Annotated in this window: 21 protein-coding genes and 1 tRNA gene; 12 read left to right on the forward strand and 10 right to left on the reverse strand. The window is 65.0% G+C overall.

Annotated elements, in window-relative coordinates; all coding sequences use genetic code 11:
• Positions 1 to 53 precede the first annotated feature (53 nt).
• Positions 54 to 209, reverse strand: a complete 156-nt coding sequence (locus AC4NN3_RS03630) for a hypothetical protein (RefSeq protein WP_491925747.1) — start codon at positions 207 to 209, stop codon at positions 54 to 56.
• Positions 210 to 414: 205 nt separating this feature from the next.
• On the opposite strand from AC4NN3_RS03630, the gene AC4NN3_RS03635 reads away from it, so the two are divergent.
• The 3 genes from AC4NN3_RS03635 (at position 415) to AC4NN3_RS03645 (ending at position 5,054) form a co-directional block, all read left to right on the forward strand.
• Positions 415 to 693, forward strand: a complete 279-nt coding sequence (locus AC4NN3_RS03635) for an FAD assembly factor SdhE (protein WP_491925748.1) — start codon at positions 415 to 417, stop codon at positions 691 to 693.
• Positions 690 to 4,175, forward strand: a complete 3,486-nt coding sequence (gene mfd, locus AC4NN3_RS03640; RefSeq protein WP_491925749.1) for a transcription-repair coupling factor — start codon at positions 690 to 692, stop codon at positions 4,173 to 4,175. Before AC4NN3_RS03635 ends, mfd begins: the two co-directional genes overlap by 4 nt.
• A gap of 144 nt (positions 4,176 to 4,319) precedes the next feature.
• Entirely contained in the window at positions 4,320 to 5,054 is a 735-nt protein-coding gene (locus tag AC4NN3_RS03645) for an invasion associated locus B family protein (RefSeq protein ID WP_491925750.1), read from the forward strand.
• 55 nt (positions 5,055 to 5,109) lie between these two features.
• Here AC4NN3_RS03645 and AC4NN3_RS03650 read toward each other — a convergent pair whose 3' ends face one another.
• The 3 genes from AC4NN3_RS03650 to AC4NN3_RS03660 are packed head-to-tail and all read right to left on the reverse strand — an operon-like array spanning position 5,110 to position 7,192.
• A complete protein-coding gene (locus tag AC4NN3_RS03650; protein WP_491925751.1) occupies positions 5,110 to 6,273 on the reverse strand; it encodes an FAD-dependent monooxygenase in 1,164 nt (387 codons plus the stop codon).
• Positions 6,270 to 6,740, reverse strand: a complete 471-nt coding sequence (locus AC4NN3_RS03655; protein ID WP_491925752.1) for a DUF6691 family protein — start codon at positions 6,738 to 6,740, stop codon at positions 6,270 to 6,272. The genes AC4NN3_RS03650 and AC4NN3_RS03655 overlap by 4 nt, the downstream gene beginning before the upstream one ends.
• Positions 6,740 to 7,192, reverse strand: coding sequence for a YeeE/YedE family protein (locus AC4NN3_RS03660; protein WP_491925753.1), 453 nt, complete (start codon positions 7,190 to 7,192; stop codon positions 6,740 to 6,742). The genes AC4NN3_RS03655 and AC4NN3_RS03660 overlap by 1 nt, the downstream gene beginning before the upstream one ends.
• A 188-nt stretch (positions 7,193 to 7,380) precedes the next feature.
• Between AC4NN3_RS03660 and AC4NN3_RS03665 the strand changes: the two genes are divergently transcribed.
• The 3 genes from AC4NN3_RS03665 to AC4NN3_RS03675 all read left to right on the forward strand — a co-directional run bounded on the left by AC4NN3_RS03665 (position 7,381) and on the right by AC4NN3_RS03675 (position 9,445).
• A complete protein-coding gene (locus AC4NN3_RS03665) occupies positions 7,381 to 8,343 on the forward strand; it encodes a TerC family protein (protein ID WP_491925754.1) in 963 nt (320 codons plus the stop codon).
• Positions 8,340 to 9,311 (forward strand): quinone oxidoreductase family protein, encoded by a 972-nt coding sequence (locus AC4NN3_RS03670; protein ID WP_491925755.1) that lies wholly within the window; start codon positions 8,340 to 8,342, stop codon positions 9,309 to 9,311. The genes AC4NN3_RS03665 and AC4NN3_RS03670 overlap by 4 nt, the downstream gene beginning before the upstream one ends.
• Positions 9,312 to 9,355: 44 nt before the next feature.
• Positions 9,356 to 9,445: transfer RNA gene (locus AC4NN3_RS03675), tRNA-Ser, on the forward strand.
• 45 nt (positions 9,446 to 9,490) lie between these two features.
• On the opposite strand, the gene AC4NN3_RS03680 is transcribed toward AC4NN3_RS03675, so the two are convergent.
• Entirely contained in the window at positions 9,491 to 10,150 is a 660-nt protein-coding gene (locus tag AC4NN3_RS03680) for a DUF6629 family protein (RefSeq protein WP_491925756.1), read from the reverse strand.
• 266 nt (positions 10,151 to 10,416) lie between these two features.
• Between AC4NN3_RS03680 and AC4NN3_RS03685 the strand changes: the two genes are divergently transcribed.
• The 5 genes from AC4NN3_RS03685 to AC4NN3_RS03705 all read left to right on the forward strand — a co-directional run bounded on the left by AC4NN3_RS03685 (position 10,417) and on the right by AC4NN3_RS03705 (position 13,451).
• Entirely contained in the window at positions 10,417 to 10,653 is a 237-nt protein-coding gene (locus tag AC4NN3_RS03685) for a hypothetical protein (protein ID WP_491925757.1), read from the forward strand.
• A gap of 119 nt (positions 10,654 to 10,772) precedes the next feature.
• A complete protein-coding gene (locus tag AC4NN3_RS03690; RefSeq protein WP_193335882.1) occupies positions 10,773 to 10,949 on the forward strand; it encodes a hypothetical protein in 177 nt (58 codons plus the stop codon).
• 173 nt (positions 10,950 to 11,122) lie between these two features.
• Positions 11,123 to 11,794 (forward strand): 5-oxoprolinase subunit B family protein, encoded by a 672-nt coding sequence (locus AC4NN3_RS03695; RefSeq protein ID WP_491925758.1) that lies wholly within the window; start codon positions 11,123 to 11,125, stop codon positions 11,792 to 11,794.
• Positions 11,791 to 12,693: a 5-oxoprolinase subunit C family protein gene (locus AC4NN3_RS03700; protein WP_491925759.1), complete on the forward strand. Its 903-nt coding sequence runs from the start codon at positions 11,791 to 11,793 to the stop codon at positions 12,691 to 12,693. The genes AC4NN3_RS03695 and AC4NN3_RS03700 overlap by 4 nt, the downstream gene beginning before the upstream one ends.
• The gene (locus tag AC4NN3_RS03705) at positions 12,690 to 13,451 is read left to right on the forward strand and encodes a 5-oxoprolinase subunit PxpA (RefSeq protein ID WP_491925760.1); all 762 of its coding nucleotides are present in this window, start codon (positions 12,690 to 12,692) and stop codon (positions 13,449 to 13,451) included. The genes AC4NN3_RS03700 and AC4NN3_RS03705 overlap by 4 nt, the downstream gene beginning before the upstream one ends.
• 124 nt (positions 13,452 to 13,575) lie before the next feature.
• On the opposite strand, the gene AC4NN3_RS03710 is transcribed toward AC4NN3_RS03705, so the two are convergent.
• The 5 genes from AC4NN3_RS03710 to AC4NN3_RS03730 all read right to left on the reverse strand — a co-directional run bounded on the left by AC4NN3_RS03710 (position 13,576) and on the right by AC4NN3_RS03730 (position 18,807).
• Positions 13,576 to 14,346, reverse strand: a complete 771-nt coding sequence (locus AC4NN3_RS03710; RefSeq protein ID WP_491925761.1) for an ABC transporter ATP-binding protein — start codon at positions 14,344 to 14,346, stop codon at positions 13,576 to 13,578.
• Positions 14,343 to 15,110 carry an ABC transporter ATP-binding protein gene (locus AC4NN3_RS03715; RefSeq protein ID WP_193335887.1) on the reverse strand — a complete coding sequence of 256 codons (768 nt, stop codon included), beginning with the start codon at positions 15,108 to 15,110 and terminating at the stop codon, positions 14,343 to 14,345. Before AC4NN3_RS03715 ends, AC4NN3_RS03710 begins: the two co-directional genes overlap by 4 nt.
• 10 nt (positions 15,111 to 15,120) lie before the next feature.
• Positions 15,121 to 16,254 (reverse strand): branched-chain amino acid ABC transporter permease, encoded by a 1,134-nt coding sequence (locus tag AC4NN3_RS03720; protein ID WP_491925762.1) that lies wholly within the window; start codon positions 16,252 to 16,254, stop codon positions 15,121 to 15,123.
• Positions 16,255 to 16,258: 4 nt separating this feature from the next.
• A complete protein-coding gene (locus tag AC4NN3_RS03725; protein WP_491925763.1) occupies positions 16,259 to 17,290 on the reverse strand; it encodes a branched-chain amino acid ABC transporter permease in 1,032 nt (343 codons plus the stop codon).
• A gap of 161 nt (positions 17,291 to 17,451) precedes the next feature.
• On the reverse strand, positions 17,452 to 18,807 hold the full coding sequence (locus AC4NN3_RS03730; RefSeq protein ID WP_491925764.1) for a substrate-binding protein: 1,356 nt from the start codon (positions 18,805 to 18,807) through the stop codon (positions 17,452 to 17,454).
• A 190-nt stretch (positions 18,808 to 18,997) separates the two neighbouring features.
• Between AC4NN3_RS03730 and AC4NN3_RS03735 the strand changes: the two genes are divergently transcribed.
• The gene (locus AC4NN3_RS03735; RefSeq protein WP_491925765.1) at positions 18,998 to 20,620 is read left to right on the forward strand and encodes a helix-turn-helix domain-containing protein; all 1,623 of its coding nucleotides are present in this window, start codon (positions 18,998 to 19,000) and stop codon (positions 20,618 to 20,620) included.
• Positions 20,621 to 20,674: the final 54 nt, after the last annotated feature.

Below are 20,674 nucleotides of genomic sequence, written 5' to 3' on the forward strand. Positions count from 1 at the left end.
CGCGGGTGGCTCGAAATCCACCACGCAATGTCGCACCGGGCGACTGGAGGAGCCTAAAGCTCCCTCAAATCATCTGCCGACCACCAGGCGATGACCACGATGCCGAGGTCGATCACGCGGACCTCCCGGTTGTGTTCGGCAGTCCGCATCTGCCAGCGCGGCTTGATCTTGAGAACACCGCCCCGTGTTCTGAAACGGATCCACGACATACAGAACTCCTTCAAGAGCCTGAGACGGCTCATTTAAGCAGGAAGACAGAGATGATTAAACAGGCATATGGCGCACGGCAGCCTGGCGGTCGCCGCAGGATCGGGAGCGATGGCGCCGCTCACTGCCGGGGTGGGGCTGACAAGGCCGCGCGATCCGCGTACACACAGGACAAATCAACCACCATTCAGGATCATGGCGTGTCAAATGACTGCCGGTGAAGATATTGCCGTGCGCCGCAAGAAGCTGCGCTACCGTGCCTGGCACCGCGGAACCAAGGAGATGGACCTCATTCTGGGGCCCTATGCCGATGCCCATACCGAGGCGCTGGACGCGGCCGGCCTCGACCGGCTCGAGGCGCTGATGAGCGAGGAAGACCCGCCACTGCTCACCTGGGTGATGGGGCAAGTGACGCCACCTGACCATATAGATCTCGAGTTTTTGGCCGAAGTGATCGCCGACCATCACGCCCGGCTGGCCAAATGAACGAGATCATCGCCCGGCGCCCGACCCGAACCATTGCCAATGTGCCCGATGGCATGCAGCCGCTGGTGCTGGCGCGACTGATCCAGCAGCGCATCGAGGCGGCGCCCGAGGATGCCGCCAGCATTGTCTTTGTCGCGCGCGACGGTAGACGGCTGCAGCGCATGGCCGATATCCTCACCGCCATGCTGCCCGGCCATCCGGTGCTGACGCTGCCGGCCTGGGACTGCCTGCCCTATGACCGGGTCTCGCCCAACAATGTGACGATTGCCGCGCGGATGAATACGCTGGCGGCGCTGACCAGCGGCACCAGGGGCGCCGTGGTGCTGACGACGGTCAATGGCTTGATCCAGCGCCTGCCGCCGCGCGACGTGGTGGAAACCATGTCATTCTCCGCAGCGGCGGGCCGTATCGTCGACAGCGAAAAGCTGATCGGCTGGGCGGCCAATAATGGCTATCTGCGCGTCGCCACCGTGCGCGAAAGCGGCGAATTTGCCGTGCGCGGCGGGCTGGTCGACCTGTTTCCGGCCAGTGCCGAGGCACCGCTGCGCTTTGACTTCTTCGGCAGCCAGCTGGAATCGATCCGCACCTTCGATCCGGACAGCCAGCGCACCACCGGCACGCTCAAATCCATCGCGCTGACGCCGATGAGCGAGGTGGTGCTGACCGAGACCACCATTCGCCGCTTCCGGCAGAACTATACCGCCACCTTTGGCGGCAATACCGCGGGCGACACGCTTTATGCCTCGATCAGCGGCGGTTCGCGCTATTCGGGCACCGAGCACTGGCTGCCGTTCTTCTACGAGCACCTGGACACGCTGGCCGACTATGTCGGCGACGCGCCCTTCATCTTCGATGAGCAGGCCAGCGAAGCCTATGGCGACCGCGTGGCACAGATCCGCGACTATTATGACGCCCGCGAAGCCGCCCGCCTCAGCCCGCAGGTGGCCGGTACCGGCGCGCCCTACAAGCCGGTAAAGCCGGAACTGCTCTATGCCGTGGACGAGCATCCCTATGCGCTGGCCGGCGCCTCGGTGATCCAGCTTTCCCAGTTCATGGCGCCCGACACCAAGAAGGCAGACGATGCCGGTGGGCAGATTGCCCCCAGCTTTGCCGCCGAACGCCAGGCCACCGATACAAACCTCTTCCAATCGGTGGTCGAGCGCCTGCTGGCTGAGCGCAAGGCTGGCCGCCGCACCGTGGTGGCCTGCTGGAGCACGGGCACCCGCGACCGTATGGCCCAGGTGCTCAAGGATCATGGCCTGACCAATCCGCGCTTGGCGGAAAACTGGCGCGACGCCGAAACCACCAGCGCCGCCACCACTTCGCTGGTGGTGCTGCCGCTCGAAAGCGGCTTTGCCACCAAGGACCTGCTGGTGCTCTCCGAGCAGGATATACTGGGCGAGCGCATCCTGCGGCCGCAGCGTCGCAAGAAGGCCAGCGATGCGCTTACCGAGGCGGCAAGCCTCGCCGCCGGCGACCTCGTGGTGCATGTCGATCACGGCATCGGCCGGTTCCTTGGGCTCAAGGTCATCGAGGCCGGCGGGGCGCCGCATGAATGCGTCGAGCTCGAATATGGCGGCGATACCAAGCTCTATCTGCCGGTCGAAAATATCGAGCTGCTGACCCGCTATGGCAGCGACGAGGGCAATACCACGCTCGACAAGCTGGGTGGCGTCGCCTGGCAGGCCAAGAAGGGCAAGCTCAAGCAGCGCATCCGCGAAATGGCCGAGCAGCTGATCAAGATCGCAGCCGCGCGCCAGCTCACGCGTGCCGATGTCATCGAGATCAATCCGGGCGCCTATGACGAATTCGCCGCGCGTTTCCCCTATGAGGAAACCGAGGATCAGATGGCCGCCATTTCGGCCGTGTTCGACGACGTGACTTCGGGCCGCGTCATGGACCGACTGGTCTGTGGCGATGTGGGCTTCGGCAAGACCGAAGTCGCCCTGCGCGCCGCCTTTGCCGTGGCGCTGAGCGGCAAGCAGGTCGCCGTCGTGGTGCCGACGACACTGCTGTGCCGCCAGCACTTCAAGACCTTTGCCGAACGCTTTGCCGGCTTGCCGGTGCGGGTGCGGCAGGCCTCGCGCATGGTCGGCTCGGCCGAGCTCAAGGCGACCAAGGAAGGCCTGGCCGATGGGCAGGTCGATATCGTGGTGGGCACGCATGCCCTGCTCAGCAAGACCATCGAGTTTCGCGATCTGGGCCTGCTGATAATCGACGAGGAGCAGCATTTCGGCGTCGGCCATAAGGAACGCCTTAAGGACCTCAAGGCCAATGTGCATGTTCTGACGCTGACGGCGACGCCAATTCCGCGCACGCTGCAGATGGCGCTGACCGGGGTGCGCGATCTCAGCCTGCTGGCGACGCCACCAGTCGATCGCCTGGCCATCCGCACCTTCATCTCGCCGTTTGACGCGCTGTCGGTGCGCGAGGCGCTGCTGCGTGAGAAATATCGCGGCGGGCAGAGCTTTTACGTGGTGCCGCGCATCAAGGACCAGGTCGAGATTGCCGAGTTCCTCAAGGAGCAGGTGCCCGAGGTGTCGTTTGTCGTCGCCAATGGCCAGATGGCCCCAGGCGCGCTCGACGACGTGATGAATGCCTTTTATGACAACAAGTTCGACGTGCTGGTCGCCACTACCATTGTCGAGTCCGGGCTCGACATTCCCAATGCCAATACGCTGATCGTGCATCGCGCCGACCATTTCGGCCTCGCCCAGCTTTACCAGATCCGCGGCCGCATCGGCCGCGCCAAGGCCCGCGCCTATGCGCTGTTCACCGTGCCGGCCGACCGCAAGCTGACCGACACGGCCGAACGCCGGCTGGGCGTGCTGCAGTCGCTGGAAAGCCTGGGCGCCGGCTTCCAGCTGGCCAGCCACGATCTCGACATCCGCGGGGCCGGGAACTTGCTGGGCGACGAACAGTCTGGCCATATCCGCGAGGTGGGCTACGAGCTCTACCAGGCCATGCTGGAAGAGGCCGTGGCCAATCTGCGTAATGGCGACGCCGATTACGAGGACAAGAACGAGTGGAGTCCGCAGATCTCGCTGGGCATGCCGGTGATGATCCCGGAATATTACGTGCCCGACCTGCAGTTGCGCATGCAGCTCTATCGGCGCCTGGGCGATCTCACCGATATCCGCGACATCGACGCCGCCGGAGCCGAGCTGATCGACCGCTTCGGGCCCTTGCCCGAGGAGGTGGAGGCCCTGCTCAAGGTGATTCTGGTCAAGGCGCTGTGCCGCCAGGCCAATGTCGAAAAGGTCGATGCCGGCCCCAAGGGGGCGGTTATCACCCTGCGCAACAACGAGTTCGCCAATCCGGCGGGGCTGGTCAAGATGGTGAGCGATCCGGCCAGCCAGGTGCGCATCAAGCCCGATCAGAAACTTGTGTTCGCCCGCAACTGGCCCACACCCGGTGACCGGCTCAAGGGCGCGGCAGCGATTTTGTCCCGGCTGGCCAGACTTGTGGAGAATATTGCCTGACGCCCCGCGTAAACCCTGTCTCGCCATAATGCTTTGGCATGAGGTGTTGGTCATGGTATTGCCCGAATTAAGCACTTGAAGGGCAGTTCAATATTCAAGGTGGCGTCAAGTCACCGGGACCGCCAAGGAAGCCAAGGAAATTCTATGAACTTCAGGAAACCCCTCGTCGCTGGTTTTGCGGTGGCCGCGCTTACGCTGTCCTCGATGTCGGCCTTCGCCCAAGATGCAGCACCGGCGCCCGCACCGGACGCAGCCGCTACCGAGGCACCTGCTGCCGATGCCGCGGCTCCCGCCGCAGCGGAAGGCGCCGCCTCGTCAAACTGGCTCAAGGTTTGCGACCCGCTGCCCGATGGCCAGAAGGCCTGTATCCTGCGCCAGGTCGTCGTGGCCAATGGCCAGTTCCTCGGCTCGTTCCTGCTGCGTGACGATCCGGGCCAGGAAAGCCGACTGCTCGCGGTTGCTGCAGTGCCGCTCGGCGTATTGCTGCCGTTCGGCCTGACCTGGCAGATCGACGGCTCCAAGCCGGTGCGCGTGCCCTATATGCTGTGCGATCCCACCTCCTGCGCCACCCAGCTGGTGATCAACGAGCAGTATGTCAGCTCGCTCAAGAAGGGCAGCACGCTCAAGCTGACGGCCAAGAACCGGCAGAACCAGGACCTAACCATCGAGATCAACCTGGCCGGCTTCACCGCCACCTATGACGGCGACACCGCTATCACCTTCGACGAATTCCGCCAGGAAACCACCGGCGAGAACGCGCTCGAGCAGGTATTGCAGGATCGGGCCGAAGAGCTGCGCAAGCAGCTTGAGACCCCGGCGGCAGAGGGTGCTGCGGCACCGGCAGCCGATGCGGCGGCGCCAGCGCCGGCTGCCCAGTAGCCTGGACCAACGGATCGATTGCAGAGGGCGCGGGTGACCGCGCCCTTTCTGCGTTCTAGCGGCGACCCATGCCGATGGCGAAGGCCTGGCGCCGCAGGGCGGGCGCCAGCTTGAGCGCCCACAGCCCGCCGGCGCGCAGCGCCTGGGCCGGGATCATGTCGGCCAGCAGCGAGCGGAACAGCGTATCGACCATGGTGCCGGTGCGGGCCAGGTCCGCCGTCCGGCGGCGCGCATAGTCGGCGCTGACCGCGCTGGCCCAGTCCGGCTGCGTGCGATCGGCCTCGGCCAGGGCGGCGGCCAGATCGGCGACGTCGCGCAGGCCCAGATTGAGCCCCTGCGCGCCGATGGGCGGAAAGGCATGAGCCGACTCGCCGGCGAGCACGACGCCGTCGCGGCCGGCACTGGCCACGCTGAGGGCGCTGAGCGGGAACACGACGGCGGGTGTCGCCATGGCAATGGCACCGAACAGGCGCTGCGATTTTTCGGCGAACAGGGCCAGCAGATGCTCGGGTCCGCCGGCCTGGGCGGCGCGCAGGGTTGCGGCGTCGTCGATCCAGACCAGGTTGGCGCGGTTATCGCCGGCCGGCACGAGGGTGAAGGGGCCCTGGGGGTAATGGAACTCGATCGAGGTGCTGCCAATGGGCCGGCCCAGCTCGAGATCGCAGACCAGAGCCGACTGGCTGAACGGGCGCTCGCTGCTGCGCAGGCGGGCGGCCTCGCGTACCAGGGACTTCTTGCCATCGGCACCGACGACCAGCGGTGCCGTCAGGGTGGCGCCATCGGGCAGCGTCACGCTCCAGCCGTCGCCGGCGCGCTGCAGCGAGGTCGCGCCCTGGGGGCGGATGGCGAGGTTGGTCAGGGTGGTAGCGACAGCGTGGAAACGCTCCAGCAGAGGCGCGTTGGCGAAGTTCCAGCCAAAGGCGTCGAGCCCGGCCTCGGCGGCGTCAAACAGCGTTTCGGGGGCGCGGATCAGCCTTCCGGTGGCGTCGATGATGCGGATTTGCGTCAGGGCATGGCCCAGGGTCTCGGGTGCCGCGATGAGGCCGGCCTGCTGCAGGTAATCGACGCTGGGCAGCATCAGCGCCGAGGTGCGCCGGTCCGGCGGGGCGGGCGGCGCCAGATGGATGGTTTGCAGGCCGGCCTGGGCGACGGCGATGGCGGCGGCGGTGCCGGCCAGCCCGCCCCCGACCACGATGGCGTCGGCGTCAAAGGGGCTCACTTGGCATCCGCCAGACGCCGGGCATGGCCGCTGGGGATGACGAGGCTGCCGGCATAGGAGCCGATCAGCATGGTGAGCAGGAAGATCCACAGATCGTCGGGCAGAAAGGCGATGAGGGAAATGGCGGGGCCGGGGCAGATGCCGGCCATGCCCCAGCCGAGGCCGAACAGCACCGCGCCGCCGACGAGGCGCCGGTCGATGCGATCATATTCGGGCTCGTGGAAGGCCAGGTCGAAGAGCGGTGCCTGCCGGCCTCGGCTGACCCGGACGGCAATGAACATGATGACAATGGCCGGCACGATGACGAAGGCCAGGCTCGGATCCCAGCCGCCGGACGGAATCGCAGTGACATCGAGAAAGCGCAGTACCTTGGTGGCGTCGACCATCTGCGAGACGTAGAGGCCGGCGCCAAACAGGCCGCCGCTCAGGGCGGCGGTGACCAGATAGGGCAGCTTGAGATTGGCCATCAGACTATTCCCGTCACGGCGACGGTGAGCATGGCCACCGAAAAGAACACGGCCACGGCGACGATGGAGCGGCGCGACAGCCGGGCCAGGCCGCAGACGCCATGGCCCGAGGTGCAGCCATTGCCGATCTTGGTGCCGATGCCTGTCAGCAGGCCGGCAATGGCCAGCCAGACCGGGGTGGGAATGCCCCAACCGGACGGCGCCGGCACCAGCGTGGCAGGGGTGTCTCCCCCCATGCCGATGGCGGGCAGCAGGCGGGCGGCGAGCACGGTGGCAGCCACCATGGCGAGCAGGAAGACCAGGCGCCAGACCACGGTCTGGGCCGGGGGGAGCAATTGCCCGAAGATGCCGGAAATGCCGGCAATGCGGCCATTGCCCAGCCACAGCACGGCTGAGGCCAGACCAATCAGGCAGCCGCCAAGGGCGGCGGTGAGCGGCGTGAACGATTCCATCTCTGTCTCTTTTTAACCCGGTTGCCCGCCAATCTATCACCCCGGAGCGCGCCGATGCCAGCGATGCGGCGCGCCCCACATGCTGCGCAACGCCGCAGGGGCGGTGAAAACTCTGTCACAGCGGCTTTTGCCGGCCGCAAGAACAGCCTAGACATGGACAATCGCCTGGTGGTGACTCGGAGACTACAATGCTTGAAATGCTGGCCGATCCCAATGTCTGGATTGCCTTTGGAACCCTGACGATCATGGAGATCGTGCTGGGGATCGACAATATCGTGTTCATTTCGGTGCTGGTGTCGCGGCTGCCGCGCGAGCAGGCCGAATTCGCCCGCAAGCTGGGTATCGGGCTGGCGCTGGTGTTCCGCATCATGCTGCTGTTCGTGATCAGCTGGATAGTGCAGCTGCAGGACCCGGTATTCGAGGCCTTCGGGCATGGCTTCTCGTGGAAGGACATCATCCTGATCAGTGGCGGCGCCTTCCTGATCTACAAGGCCACCCATGAAATGCATGCGGCCATCGAGGACACCCATGAGGTCGGCGTGGCCGACGTTGCCAAGGCGACGCTGCAGGCGATCCTGATCCAGATCGTCATTGTCGACATGGTGTTCTCGATCGATTCGATCATCACCGCCGTGGGCATGGTGCCGGCCGACCAGGTGTTCGTCATGGTCGCCGCCGTTCTGGTTGCCGTGGGGGTGATGTTCGTGGCGTCGGGTCCGATCGCCAAGTTCGTCGCCGATCATCCCACCACCAAGATGCTGGCTTTGTCCTTCCTGCTGCTGATCGGCATGACCCTGGTGGCGGACGGCTTCGGCTTCCATATCCCCAAGGGCTATATCTACTCGGCCATGGCCTTCTCGGTGCTGGTGGAAGTCTTCAACGTCTTTGCCAAGACCCGCAAGCTGCGCAAGGCCGGCGGGCATGCGGCAAAGTCAAGCTTCACGCCTTTTACGGGCGATACCGGTTCGGTTTCCAGTGAGGCAGCCCTGGCATCGCTGGGCCACAGTGCCAATCCGACGGCCAGAGTGGTTGCCGCCAAGCCGGTGACCCCGGCAGCGCCAGCTCCCAAGCCGCGCAGTGCCAGCACGCCGACCGCCAAGGCCCAAGCGCGACCCAAATCGGCGCCGCGCAAGCCACGGACGCCCAAGTGAGCCGCGCCATCGTCGTCCATCACGTTGGGGGTCCCGACGTGATGGCTTTCGAGGAGCTGGCCCTCGGGGCGCCGGGTCCCGGCCAGGTTGCGCTGCGCCACACCGCCATAGGGCTCAATTTCGTCGACACCTATCAGCGCTCCGGGCTCTATCCGGTGCAGACGCCCTTTGTGGCGGGCAATGAGGCGGCCGGGGTGATCACGGCACTGGGCCAAGGGGTCAGCGATTTCAAGGTCGGCGACCGCGTCGTCTATCAGGGGCAGATCGGCGCCTATGCAACCGATCGCCTGGCCCAGGCGGATCGCCTGGTGCCAATTCCCGATGGCATCGACGACCAGACCGCCGCCGCCATCCTGCTCAAGGGGCTGACGGCCTATTACCTGCTGTTCCAGACCTGGCCGCTGGCTGCCGGCGAAACCATCCTGTGGCATGCGGCAGCCGGCGGCACCGGGCTGATCGCCACGCAATGGGCCAAGGCGCTAGGCGCCACGGTGATCGGCACGGCGGGCAGCGACGACAAGACGGCACTGGCCAAGGCGCATGGCTGCGATCACGTGATCAATTACAGCACCGAGGACTTCGCTGCCCGGGTGCGTGAACTGACCGATGGCCGCGGCGTCGATGTCGTCTATGACGGCGTGGGTAAGGCGACCTTCGACAAATCGCTCGATTGCCTGCGTCCGCGCGGGCTGCTGGCCAGCTTCGGTAATGCTTCGGGCGTGGTATCGATTCCCGACTTGATGGTGCTGGCGCGCAAGGGTTCGCTCTATGTGACGCGGCCGACCGGCGCGCATTATCTGAGCCAGCGGCCGGCGCTGCTCGAAGGCGCAAGGCTGCTGTTTGCGGCCGTCGCCAGCGGCGCGATCAAGGTTCAGGTCAGCCAGACCTATCAGCTGGCCGATGCCGCCGAAGCGCATCGTGCCCTCGAAGGGCGGCAAACCACCGGGTCGGTCGTCCTCATCCCCTGATCCTCTGGACAGCCCGCCACTCTGCCGCTAAAGGCTCACCCGACGGGTGGGTGGCAGAGTGGTCGATTGCTCCGGTCTTGAAAACCGGCGGGCGTGCAAGCGTCCCGGGGGTTCGAATCCCTCCCCACCCGCCATTGCCCCCCGCGACAGAGATTGTCACCTGCAGCGTGCTGCTTGGCTTAGCCCGGATTGGCCGTAACCGGCTTCGCGCGAGCGTCGTCGCGCACATACCAGTATAGCAGACTGCTGATCACGGCGGCGCAGAAGCACCAGACCGAGGGCAGGTTGAGGCTGAAGAAACTGGCGGCAATGCCGAAGCCGACCAGGTTGGCCACGCCCAGCCAGTGCAGCCGATGATCGCTGGCGATGAAGAAGGCGCCGCAGGTGGCCAGCAGATAGACCATTTCCATGCCCGGCCAGATCCCGGCCGGATTCTGGTAGACCAGGCACTGGTGTTCGACATGGACGGAAAAGCCATAGAGCGCCATGACCACCAGCGTGTAGATCGCCATGGCGCCGCCCAGCGCCACGACCAGACCGATGAGCCGGCGGCGCATGGCGTGGGGTTCGAGCAGCAGCAGGCTGAGCGGAATCACGACCGGCCAGACCATGCCGACAAAGAAGGCGTAGAACTGCGCCAGCCCATGCAGCACCGGACCGGTATCGGCCTGGTCGAGGGCCAGCCAGATGAAGCCTTCGGTCAGCTGCTGCACGCCGAACAGCAGCGGGATGGCGGCCAGCAGCCTGATTTCGGGCCGGCGCGCCTGGCGCAGGGCCAGCACGCCGACGGTCGCAATCACCAGGCCCGTAGAGAAACTGACGGAAGCCGAAAAGCACATGACGTCGCCTGTCCGGGTCGGGCGGTGCCTGCATGGGCACCGTCTCTTGGTCGATGCCCGCATCCTGGGGCCACGCACCAGGGGCACGCGCCGCTGCACGCTAGCAGAAACCGGACTGGATCTAGGAATAAAGCGCGGCAAGGCGGTTGGACAATGAGGCCGGTGGCTGTATGGACCGGTTCGGCCCGATCATGTATCTGTGGCCGGCGCCCTGCCTGCCATTGTCCGGGCGCTGAAGTCGCCGTCTGCGAGACAAGGAACTGCCCGTGAGCCGCAAGGAATTCGAAGCGTCAAAGATGCGCCGGCTGAAGCGCATTGCCGGCCGGTATGGTCTGACCATCCTGACGGCGGAGAAGCTGACGGCCAAGATGGGAAAGGGCGGCCACGCCATCCGCGAGGACGAGAGCTTCAAGGTGATTTTCGGGGACAGCCCGCAGCCGTTTTCGGCCACCTTCGATGAAATCGAAGCCTATGTCGAAAAACTCGAGGCGGACGAAGAGTAAGCGGCGCTGACCTTTATGGCAATCGCCTGAGAACCCGGCCGCTCCAAATTTCATTATTTATTCTGTAACAGGAATCGCGTCACACTGCCTCCATTGGCTACCTTTGGAGGCGCGTTATTGTGTTTACTCTGATCAACGCCGACGCAGAAGAAGACGACGCCGAAATCACCGATCCCCAGGAAATTGCAGAATTGTTCGCTGCCATTGCCACGGTCGCCATCGAGGCGATCGGCGCAGGGCAGGCGAGACAGCTGTTTGACGCTGTCATCGAACAAGAGGGCAAGGACCCCAACTAGAGCCGGACGACGCACCCGACCCGGCAGGTCAATCTGGCCGCTATCGCATGGCGATATCGGCAGTCACAAACGGTCTTCCGAGGCAGGCAGAGTTCCTGGCCTTATGGACCGGATTGACTGATCCGGGCTGGTTCGACAGAACCAGCAGCATGTTGCACCCAGGAGGCTGCCTCATGACCGGTTCGACCGTAACCAACAGATTTCCGACGCCGACCATTGTGCTGCTGGGCGACAGCGCCGTGCTGGTGCGCTTCGGGACCGTGCTGAGCGATGCCGCCAACCAGGCGGCGATCGCGCTGACGGGCATGCTTGATCGCGACCCGCTTGAGGGTGTGCTCGAAGTGGTGCCCAACCTGGTGTCGGTGTTGCTGCGTTATGATCCGTGCCGGCATGCCGCCGCCGATATTGCCGGGCAGTTGCGGTTGCGGCTGTTTGCGCTGGCTGACGCCCCTATTGAGGCCGGGCGGGGGTGGACCGTGCCGGTGCATTTCGATGGCCGCGATCTCGAGAGTGTTGCCGGTCTGCTGGAGATGACCGTGGCGGATTTCATCGCCGCGCATAATGCCGTGCCGCTGCGGGTGCTGGCGACCGGCTTTGCCCCAGGCTTTGTCTATTGCGGCCTGCATGGTGAGACGCTGGTGGCGCCGCGGCGCACAGAGGTGCGGCCCATGGTGCCGCCGGGCACGGTGCTGTTTGCCGCCGGCCAGACCGCGATTGCCGCCACCGAGCTGCCGACCGGCTGGCACATTATCGGGCGCACCGATTTCGCCAATTTCGACCCGGTGGCAGTGCCGCCGACCCGGTTGCAGGCGGGCGACGCCATCCAGTTTACGGTGGCTCCATGAGTGCCATCATCGCCATTACCCGCGCCGGACCGCTGACCAGCGTGCAGGATGAGGGCCGCTTCGGCCAGCTGCGCCATGGCATCAGCGCGTCCGGGCCGATGGATGGCGCCAGCTACCGGCTGGCCGGGGACCTGGTGGGCGCAGAGCCCGGCGGCGTCGAATTCACCACGGCCGGGCTGGCGCTGCGCCTGCAGAGCGGATGCTGCGGCATTGGCATGGCGGGCGGCAGCTTTGTCGCCCGGCACAATGGCGCCATCGTGGACTGGCCCGGCGCGGTGACGCTGGCGGCCGGCGACGAATTCAGCATCACGCCCGGTGCGACCGGCAATTACGGCTATCTGCGCTTTGCCGGCAAGCTGGTGCTGCCCGCCATGATGGGAAGCCTCGCCACCAGCAGCCGGGCGCGCCTGGGCGGGGCGGCGGGCCGGGCGCTGCAGGTGGGCGACGTACTCGAACTGGCAGAACCGCGGGCGGCCGCGCCCCAGGCCATTGCTGCGGCCAGGGAGGCAGAAGGGCCGATCCGCTTTGTCTGGGGCCTGCATGCCGATCTGTTCCCGGCCCAGACAAGACAGCTGTTTGTCGAGACGGGCTTTACGGTGTCGCGCCAGCTCGACCGCATGGGCGTGCGGCTGGAGGATGGCGGCGGGGTGTTTGCCGGGGTCAAGAGCCTGTCGCTGGTGTCCGATGCCATCGTGCCCGGCGATATCCAGATCTTGGGTGACGGCACGCCGATCGTGCTGATGCGCGATCACCAGCCCACGGGCGGCTATCCGCGCATTGCAACCATCATCAGCGCCGATATCGACCGTTTTGCGCAGCTGCGCCCGGGCAGCGATCTTGCCTTTGCTCCGGTCAGCGTGGCACACGCCCAGCGGCTCCTGCGGAACCAAGCACCATGATCTCGATCGATCTCAATGCCGATCTGGGGGAGGGCACCGGTCACGACGATGATCTGCTCGACATCGTCTCCAGCGCCTCGATCGCCTGTGGCGGCCATGCCGGCGACGCCGCAACCATAAGGCATATTCTCAAGGTCTGCCGGGCGCGCAATGTGCGGGCGGGTGCGCATCCCGGTTACGCCGACCCCAAGCGCTTCGGCCGGTTCCGGCTGGTCATGCCGCTGGACCAGTTGCTGGGCCAGATTCGCGAGCAGCTGTTCCTGGTGCGGTTCATCGCCGACGAGGTGGGCCACCCGCTCTCCTATGTGAAGCTGCATGGAGCGCTGGCCAACCAGACGGCCGAGGAACTGGCCTTTGCCGTGGGCATTTTCGCCACCATCCAGGGCATGGCGCCCCATATGGCGGTGCTGGCACTCGACAATAGCCAGCAGGTGCGGGCGGCCAAGGCCGTGGGCATGCCGCTGATCCGCGAGGCCTATGCCGACCGCGCCTATACAGCCGATGGCCTGCTGGTGCCGCGTAGCCAGGAAGGGGCGGTGATCCACGATGTCGATGCGGTCATCGCGCGCTGCCTGCGGCTGGCCAAGGCGGGCGAACTGGTTGCGATTGACGGCACGGTGATGAGATCGGCGGCGCGCTCGATCTGCCTGCATGGCGATACGCCGGGCGCGGTCGACCTGGCGCGCGAGGTGCGCGACGCGCTCGAGGGCGAGGGGATCAGCATTGCCGCCAATGCGCCGGAAATGCCGGAAGGATAGAACTTACCCTGGATCTCCCAACGGGGAGAGGTGAGATCGGCGGAATGCCTTTAGTCGAAAGACCCAGGGTAGAGCGTGCCGGCCCGCGGCTTGAAGACCGCCGGACCGGAAACCGTTTCCCGCGCTAGATGGCGAGGTATTCGTGGCGCAACTCGGTATTATCGAGCACTTCCCTGGCCGTGCCGGAGAAGGCCACTTCGCCGGTGTCCAGAATGACGGCGCGGTCGGCCAATTTGAGCGCCGCCACCGCATTCTGTTCGACAATGATGGTGGTGATGCCCAGCGGCTTGATCGAATGCAGGATGCGCTCGATCTCGTGCACAATCACCGGTGCCAGGCCCTCATAGGGTTCGTCAAGCAGCAGCAGCTTGAGATTGCGCGCCAGGGCCCGGGCGATGGCCAGCATCTGCTGCTCGCCACCCGAAAGGGTCACGCCCTCCTGCTTCCGCCGCTCGGCCAGGCGCGGAAAGCTCTCATAGATCTGATCCAGGCTCCAGCCGACCCCTGGCGCGACCTGGGCCAGAAAGATGTTCTCCTCAACCGTCAGGCCGGCAATGATGCGCCGGTCCTCGGGCACCAGCTGGATGCCGGCCTGGGCGGCCTGGTAGCTCTTCATCTGATGGATGGGTTCGCCATCGAGCCAGATTTCGCCCTGCCGCATCTGCGGCGTGTCGGTGCGGGCGAGGGTGCGCAGGGTCGAGGTCTTGCCGGCGCCGTTGCGACCGAGCAGAGCGAGGATCTCGCCCTTGCGGATATCGAAGGAGACGCCCTGCACGATATAGCTCTCGCCATAATAGGCGTGCACGTCGCGCACCGAAAAGAACGGGCGGGTGGTTTCGACCGCGGCGGCCTGGCTGCCGCTGCCAATCTGGGTTTCCATAGCCATCGTACTCATGCGACTTCGCCTCCGAGATAGGCTTCCTGCACCTTGGGATTGCCGCGCACCTGATCGGGCGTACCATCGGCAATGATGCGGCCCTGGGCCAGCACCGAGATCTTGTCGGCCAGCGAGAACACCACATGCATGTCGTGTTCGATGATGACCTTGGTCATGCCGCGGCTCTTGATCTTCTTGAGCAGTTCGATTGTGGTATTGGTGTCATGCCGGCTCATGCCGGCAGTGGGTTCGTCGAGCAGCAGCAGGCGGGGATGCTGGATCAGGCACATGGCCAGTTCCATACGCCGCTTGTCGCCGCGGCTGAGGCTGCCGGCATGGTCGGAGCGACTGCTGAGCATGCCGACATCCTCGAGCATGTGCTCGGCTTCCTGGCGGATGGCCTTTTCCTGGTCGAGGCCGGAGAACATGTTGAGGCGGAAGGCGCCGTCCCGCTTGGCCAGAGCCGGGATCATCACATTGTGCAGCACGCTGAGATCAGCAAAGATTTCCGGAGTCTGGAACACCCGGGCAATGCCGAGCTGGTTGATCTCATAGGGTTTGCGGCCGGTAAGCACCACGCCATCGAAGACCACCTGGCCGCTGGTCGGGGCCAGCTTGCCGATGATGACATTGAGCAGCGTCGACTTGCCGGCGCCATTGGGGCCGATGATGGCGTGGGTCTGGCCCTCCTCGACCTCGAGGTCGATATCGGCCAGGGCATGCAGGCCGCCGAAGCGCTTGTGGACGTCGGCAACGTGCAGCACGACATTGGGTACACTCATCTGGGGCGTCCTATTCGGCTGGCTGTGGCTGGGGAGCGGTCTTGCTCGGCGGCGGCGACTTGCGGAAGAGCTGGGCGATGCGCCGCACCCCTTCCATCACGCCGCCGGGCAGGAAGACCACGATGAGCACGAAGACCAGGCCCAGGGTGAGGAACCAGCCCTCGCCGACGAACTTGCTGCTGATGGTGACGGCCGCCTGATCGAAGCCGTCGGGCAGGAAGCTCCAGAAGCGCGCCAGGATGCTGTCATTGAGCGCGGAGAAGATGTTCTCGAAATACTTGATGATCCAGGCGCCGATGACCGGGCCCACGAGGGTGCCGGCGCCGCCCAGAATGGTCATCAGCACCACTTCGCCCGAGGCGGTCCACTGCATGCGCTCGGCGCCGGCCAGGGGATCTGTCACGGCCAGCAGGGCGCCGGCCAAGCCGGCATACATGCCCGAGATGACGAAGGCGGCCAGCGTATAGGGACGGGTATTGAAACCGGTATAGTTCATGCGGATCTGGTTGGACTTGATGCCCTTGAGCATCATGCCGAAGGGCGAGTTGGTGATACGCTGGGCGATGAAGAAGGCGAGGATCAGGAAGCCGGCGCAGAAATAGAAGCCGGCAAAGCCGCCCAACGACTGTCCGAGGAGGGTCGGCACCGGCTGGCCGGGCATGACCTCGCCGAACAGACGATCGACATGACGCGGATCGTTGATGGTCAGCTGCAGGCCGGTCTCGCCATTGGTGATCGGGGTGAGGACCGAATAGGCGAGGTTATAGCTCATCTGGGCGAAGGCCAGGGTGAGGATGGAGAAGTAGATGCCGGAGCGGCGCAGACTGAGATAACCGATGACCAAGGCAAACAGGCCGGAGATGATGATGGCGAACAGCATGGCCGGCAGGGCATCGAGGCTGAGCAGCTTGAACGACCAGACAGCGGCGTAGGAGCCGACGCCGAAAAAGGCGGCGTGGCCGAAGCTGAGATAGCCGGTGAGTCCGAACAGGATGTTGAAGCCGACGGCGAAGATGCCGAAGATCATGAAGCGCTGCAGCAGGTCCGGATAGGCGGCGCCGAACGGCGCCATCCAGATCGGCATGGCCAGCACCACGATGGCGAAGCCCAGGAACAGCAGAAGGTCGTTGCGGGACATGGCCATTGGATCAGGCCTCCATCACGCCGCGGCGACCAAACAGGCCACGCGGCAATACGAGCAGAATGACGACGGCGACGAGATAGATGATGATCTGGTCGATGCCGGGGACGAGCGCCTTTACCTGGGTCATCGAGGCAAAGGACTGCAGGATGCCGAGCAGGAAGCCGGCCGCCACGGCGCCGGGCAGGGAGCCCATGCCGCCAACCACCACGACCACGAAACTGAGCACGAGGAAGTCCATGCCGAGGTGATAGTTGGGCGGCAGCAGCGGGGTGTACATCACCCCGGCGACACCGGCGACGACGGCCGCCAGACCGAACATGATGGTGAAGCGCTTATCGATATTGATGCCGAGCAGGCCCACGGTCTCGCGGTCAGCCATGCCGGCGCGGACCACCATGCCGAAGGTGGTGAACTGGAGGAAGGCAAAGACGCCGCCGATGATCGCCGCGGAGAACAGGAAATAGATCAGGCGCCAGATCGGATAGGTGATGACATTGGCCTGCATGCCCAAAAAGGCGCCGATATCGGCCGCGCCGCGCAGGTCGGTTGGCATGGGCTGGGGAATGGGGTTGGGGCCGAAGAAGGACTTGATGACTTCCTGCGCCACGATGGCCAGGCCAAAGGTCACGAGGATCTGTTCGGCATGGGGGCGCTTGTAGAAGTGCTTGATGATGCCGCGTTCCAGCGCCACGCCGATCACCAACATGATGGGAATGGTAATGATGATGCTGAAGGGCACCGAATAATTGACCAGCACGGCACCGAAATCGCCGAACCAGGCCTGGACCAGGGGTTCGCGCACTTCGAGCGGCTGGCCCCAGGGGGAGAGCTTTTCGGGGTCGATGGTGATGGTCTCCATCGTCAGCACCTGGCGGAACAGCACGGCGCAGAACGAGCCCAGCATGAACAGCGCGCCATGGGCGAAATTGACCACGCCCAGGGTCCCGAAGACCAGGGTCAGTCCCAGCGCGATCAGCGCATAGGCGGCACCCTTGTCGAGGCCGTTGAGGAATTGCAGAAAGATGACTTCGAACATGGTTTTGGTCCTAGCGAGCCCGGCGTCCGGTAGCCTCAGCGTGACCTGTCGAACCACGCAAGGTGGCACGACAGGCCCGGAGGCAGGGCCTCACCCCTGGACAGGCTCGGGGCGAGGCCTACTGAGAAATGGGCCGCTCCAAGAATGGGGCGGCCGCGGGATCAGCACATCGGTACGGGTTCTGCCGGGCCGAGGTCGCCGCCGAAGATGGCCGGATCATAGGCCACGGCTTCGCGATCGATTTCCTGCACTACGTTGAGCACGTCATACTCGCTGGTCGGGTTGTCATTGCCCTGCACGACGAGGACCGACTTGATGCACTGGTGGTCTTCGGCACGGTAGAGGGTGGGACCATTGCCCATGCCGTCGAACTCGTGGCCTTCCAGCGCCTTGATCACTTCAGGCGGATAGAAGGTACCGGCGCGCTCGCAGGCATCGGCATAGAGCAGGGCCTGGACATAGGCGGTGTGGGCGGCCTGCGACGGCGGGGCGCCATAGGCGGCGCCGAAGGACTTGGTGAAGGCCTTGGTGCCTTCGTCCTGCAGGTTCCAGTGCCAGTTGGAGGTGCCGAAAATGCCCTTGATGTTGGTGCCGGCACCCTTGGCCATGAGCTCGGAGAACAGTGGCACGACGATCTGGAAGTCCTTGCCGTTGACCTGGCGGTCGCGCATGCCGAACTGCACGGCCTGGGTCAGCGAGTTCACCATGTCATTGCCATAGTGGTTGAGGATCAGCACGTCCGCGCCAGAATTGAGCACGGGCGTCAGGAACTGGCTGAAATCGCCGGCGCCCAGGGGCGTGCGGACGGCTTCGACAGTCTGCCAGCCGAGCGCTTCGGTGGCGGCCTTCATGGATTCTTCCTGGGTCCAGCCCCAGGTATAGTCGGCCGTCAGGTGATAGGCGCGGCGGTCGGCGCCATATTCCTGGCCCAGCACCGGACCCAGGCCGATGCCGGACTGGTAGGCGTTGAAGAAGTGGCGGAAACCGTAGCGGCGCTTGTCCTTGCCGGTGGTATCATTGGAGTGGGTCAGGCCGGCCATGAAGATGACGCCCAGTTCCTGGCACAGGCCCTGCACGGCAATGGCTTCACCCGAGGACGAGCCGCCGGTGACCATGATGGCCCCATCGCGTTCGATCATGCGGGTGGCGCCGGCACGGGCCACGTCCGACTTGGTCTGGCTGTCGGAGGTCACGAAGGCGACCTTCTTGCCCAGAATGCCATTGCCCTTGAGAGCGGTCGGGGTGAGGACATTGATCAGCCCGCCATCGCCTTCACCATTGAGGTGCTGGATGGCCAGTTCATAGGCCTTCTGTTCGTCGGCACCTTCTTCGGCATAGGCGCCGGTCAGGGGCAGGTTGAGACCGAACGTCACCGTGTCACCGGTCGGGTTGTTGCAGAACTCCTGCGCCCACGCGCCCCGGGTCAGGATCATGGGTGCAATACCAGTGCCGATAATGCCGGCCATGCCGGTCTGCAGCACTCGACGGCGGCTGAGGCCGCGCTTCAAAAGTGTCATTGATTTCCTCCTTTTGGCGCGGGGCAACTGATACTTAGCCAGCAGCTCACCGCAGGCCGAGTATTTCCCGATATGCAAACGTCGGCAATAGGACGTTGTAATTGCAGGGATAATCTGTCAATTATTGATCTGAAATTCGCCATCGTCTGTCACGTTGTTGACAGGCGCGGCGAGAAACGAGGATCCAGCCATGCGCGCACCGATCGGCTTCCGCATCAGCAACAGACGGAAATTGCTGCGCATTTCCCAAGCCAGCCTGGCGCGGCTGGTCGGCATTTCGCCCAGCTATCTCAACCTGATCGAGAACAACAAACGCGATATCGGCGGGGCCCTGCTCAACCGCGTGGCCACGCAATTGCAGATCGATGTCGATGAACTGGCCGGGCGCACCGAGCAGAAACTGCTGCAGGACCTCGAAGAAGCTTTCGCCGACCCGGTGGTTGAGTCGCTGCCCTTCCGGCCCGAAGAGCGGCGCGAACTGGTGGCGCAATATCCCGCCAGTGCCGCCGCGCTGGCCCGGTTGCACCGCGCCTATACCGATGCGGTGTCCAATGCCGATGCCTATGCCGACCGGCTGCGCTCCGATCCTCTGCTGAGCCAACTGCTGCACCAGATCCTGTCCGGTGTCACCGCCATCCGCTCCAGCGCGGAAATCCTCGAAGATGTCGCCGATCTCGACGAGGCCGAGCGGCGGCGGTTCCTGGGGGCCATCGGGCGCGAGACGCTGGCGCTGTCGGATGTGGCGCGCAACCTGATCGGCCAGTTCGACACCTCGAGCGAAATCAGCCGCAACGTGTCGCCGGTGCGTGAGATCGATGACCTTATCATCGAGCGGCAGAACCATTTTCCTATCCTTGAGGACGCCGCCGACCGCCTGCGCGCCGAACTCACGCGGGCTGGTCCGTTCAGCATTGCCACCCTGGTGGCCGTGCTGGAAGAAAAGTTCGGCGTGACCGTGGCCTTTGGCGGCCCGCCGGACGAGCCGGACTTTCCCGGCCAGTATCGCTTCGATGCTTCCATCCGCCGCCTGTGGTTCCAGGGCACGACGACGCTGGCCACACGGCAGTTCCAGCTGGCGCGCCTCTACGGCGAACTGGCGGCGGCCGATGCGATCGGGGAGACGCTGCACAGCGCGGTGCTGTCCACGCCGACTGCGCGCCGGCTGGCGTCGCGGGCGGTCGGCTCCTACCTCGCCGGCGCCATGGTGTTTCCCTATGAGCGGATGCTGGGCGATGCCGAGGCCAGCGCCTATGACATCGACCATCTGCGCCAGGTCTACAATGCCAGCTTCGAGCAGGTCGCCCATCGGCTGGTGACCCTGCGCCGGCCGGGGCAGGAGGGCGTGCCCTTCGGCTTCCTGCGCTCCGATCCGGCCGGGCGCCTCACCAAGCATTTCCCGCTGCCCGGTCTGCTGCTGCCCAATAGCGGCCATGCCTGCCCGCTCTGGGCCATCTATGGCGCCTTCCGCATGCCCGACGCGCCCTTGCGGCACGTAGTGCGGTTTTCCGACGGTTCGCGCTACCTGTTCCTGGCCCGCACGGTGCAACGCCGCACCGCCGCCTTCCGCGAGCAGATCGTGGCCTCCTCGGTGATGCTGGCCTGCGACGTGCTGCATGCCGACCGCACCATTTACGCCTCCGGGCTCGATCTGGACGATCTGTCGGCCGACATTCCGGTGGGTCCGAGCTGCCGGCTGTGCACCCGAAGAGACTGTGCCAGCCGGCAGGAAGAGACGCTGTCGCCCGATGCTGGCGCGTCGCGAACCCGGGCGCCGCTGCTGCCCGCCGCATTTGCGCTTGGCGATCCGGGGTGATTGCGGTTAAGTGGGCCGGCATTCGCGGAGGGGAGACCGCGTCTGACCAGGGGG

The organism is Devosia sp. MDV22-iso42 (assembly GCF_058629155.1).

Bases quoted from the DNA above. Each gene is read 5' to 3' on its own strand.
- AC4NN3_RS03630 (WP_491925747.1), bottom strand. From the start codon at position 209: ATGTCGTGGATCCGTTTCAGAACACGGGGCGGTGTTCTCAAGATCAAG.
- AC4NN3_RS03635 (WP_491925748.1), top strand. From the start codon at position 415: ATGACTGCCGGTGAAGATATTGCCGTGCGCCGCAAGAAGCTGCGCTAC.
- mfd (WP_491925749.1), top strand. From the start codon at position 690: ATGAACGAGATCATCGCCCGGCGCCCGACCCGAACCATTGCCAATGTG.
- AC4NN3_RS03645 (WP_491925750.1), top strand. From the start codon at position 4,320: ATGAACTTCAGGAAACCCCTCGTCGCTGGTTTTGCGGTGGCCGCGCTT.
- AC4NN3_RS03655 (WP_491925752.1), bottom strand. From the start codon at position 6,740: ATGGCCAATCTCAAGCTGCCCTATCTGGTCACCGCCGCCCTGAGCGGC.
- AC4NN3_RS03660 (WP_491925753.1), bottom strand. From the start codon at position 7,192: ATGGAATCGTTCACGCCGCTCACCGCCGCCCTTGGCGGCTGCCTGATT.
- AC4NN3_RS03665 (WP_491925754.1), top strand. From the start codon at position 7,381: ATGCTTGAAATGCTGGCCGATCCCAATGTCTGGATTGCCTTTGGAACC.
- AC4NN3_RS03680 (WP_491925756.1), bottom strand. From the start codon at position 10,150: ATGTGCTTTTCGGCTTCCGTCAGTTTCTCTACGGGCCTGGTGATTGCG.
- AC4NN3_RS03695 (WP_491925758.1), top strand. From the start codon at position 11,123: ATGACCGGTTCGACCGTAACCAACAGATTTCCGACGCCGACCATTGTG.
- AC4NN3_RS03700 (WP_491925759.1), top strand. From the start codon at position 11,791: ATGAGTGCCATCATCGCCATTACCCGCGCCGGACCGCTGACCAGCGTG.
- AC4NN3_RS03705 (WP_491925760.1), top strand. From the start codon at position 12,690: ATGATCTCGATCGATCTCAATGCCGATCTGGGGGAGGGCACCGGTCAC.
- AC4NN3_RS03710 (WP_491925761.1), bottom strand. From the start codon at position 14,346: ATGAGTACGATGGCTATGGAAACCCAGATTGGCAGCGGCAGCCAGGCC.
- AC4NN3_RS03715 (WP_193335887.1), bottom strand. From the start codon at position 15,110: ATGAGTGTACCCAATGTCGTGCTGCACGTTGCCGACGTCCACAAGCGC.
- AC4NN3_RS03720 (WP_491925762.1), bottom strand. From the start codon at position 16,254: ATGGCCATGTCCCGCAACGACCTTCTGCTGTTCCTGGGCTTCGCCATC.
- AC4NN3_RS03725 (WP_491925763.1), bottom strand. From the start codon at position 17,290: ATGTTCGAAGTCATCTTTCTGCAATTCCTCAACGGCCTCGACAAGGGT.
- AC4NN3_RS03730 (WP_491925764.1), bottom strand. From the start codon at position 18,807: ATGACACTTTTGAAGCGCGGCCTCAGCCGCCGTCGAGTGCTGCAGACC.
- AC4NN3_RS03735 (WP_491925765.1), top strand. From the start codon at position 18,998: ATGCGCGCACCGATCGGCTTCCGCATCAGCAACAGACGGAAATTGCTG.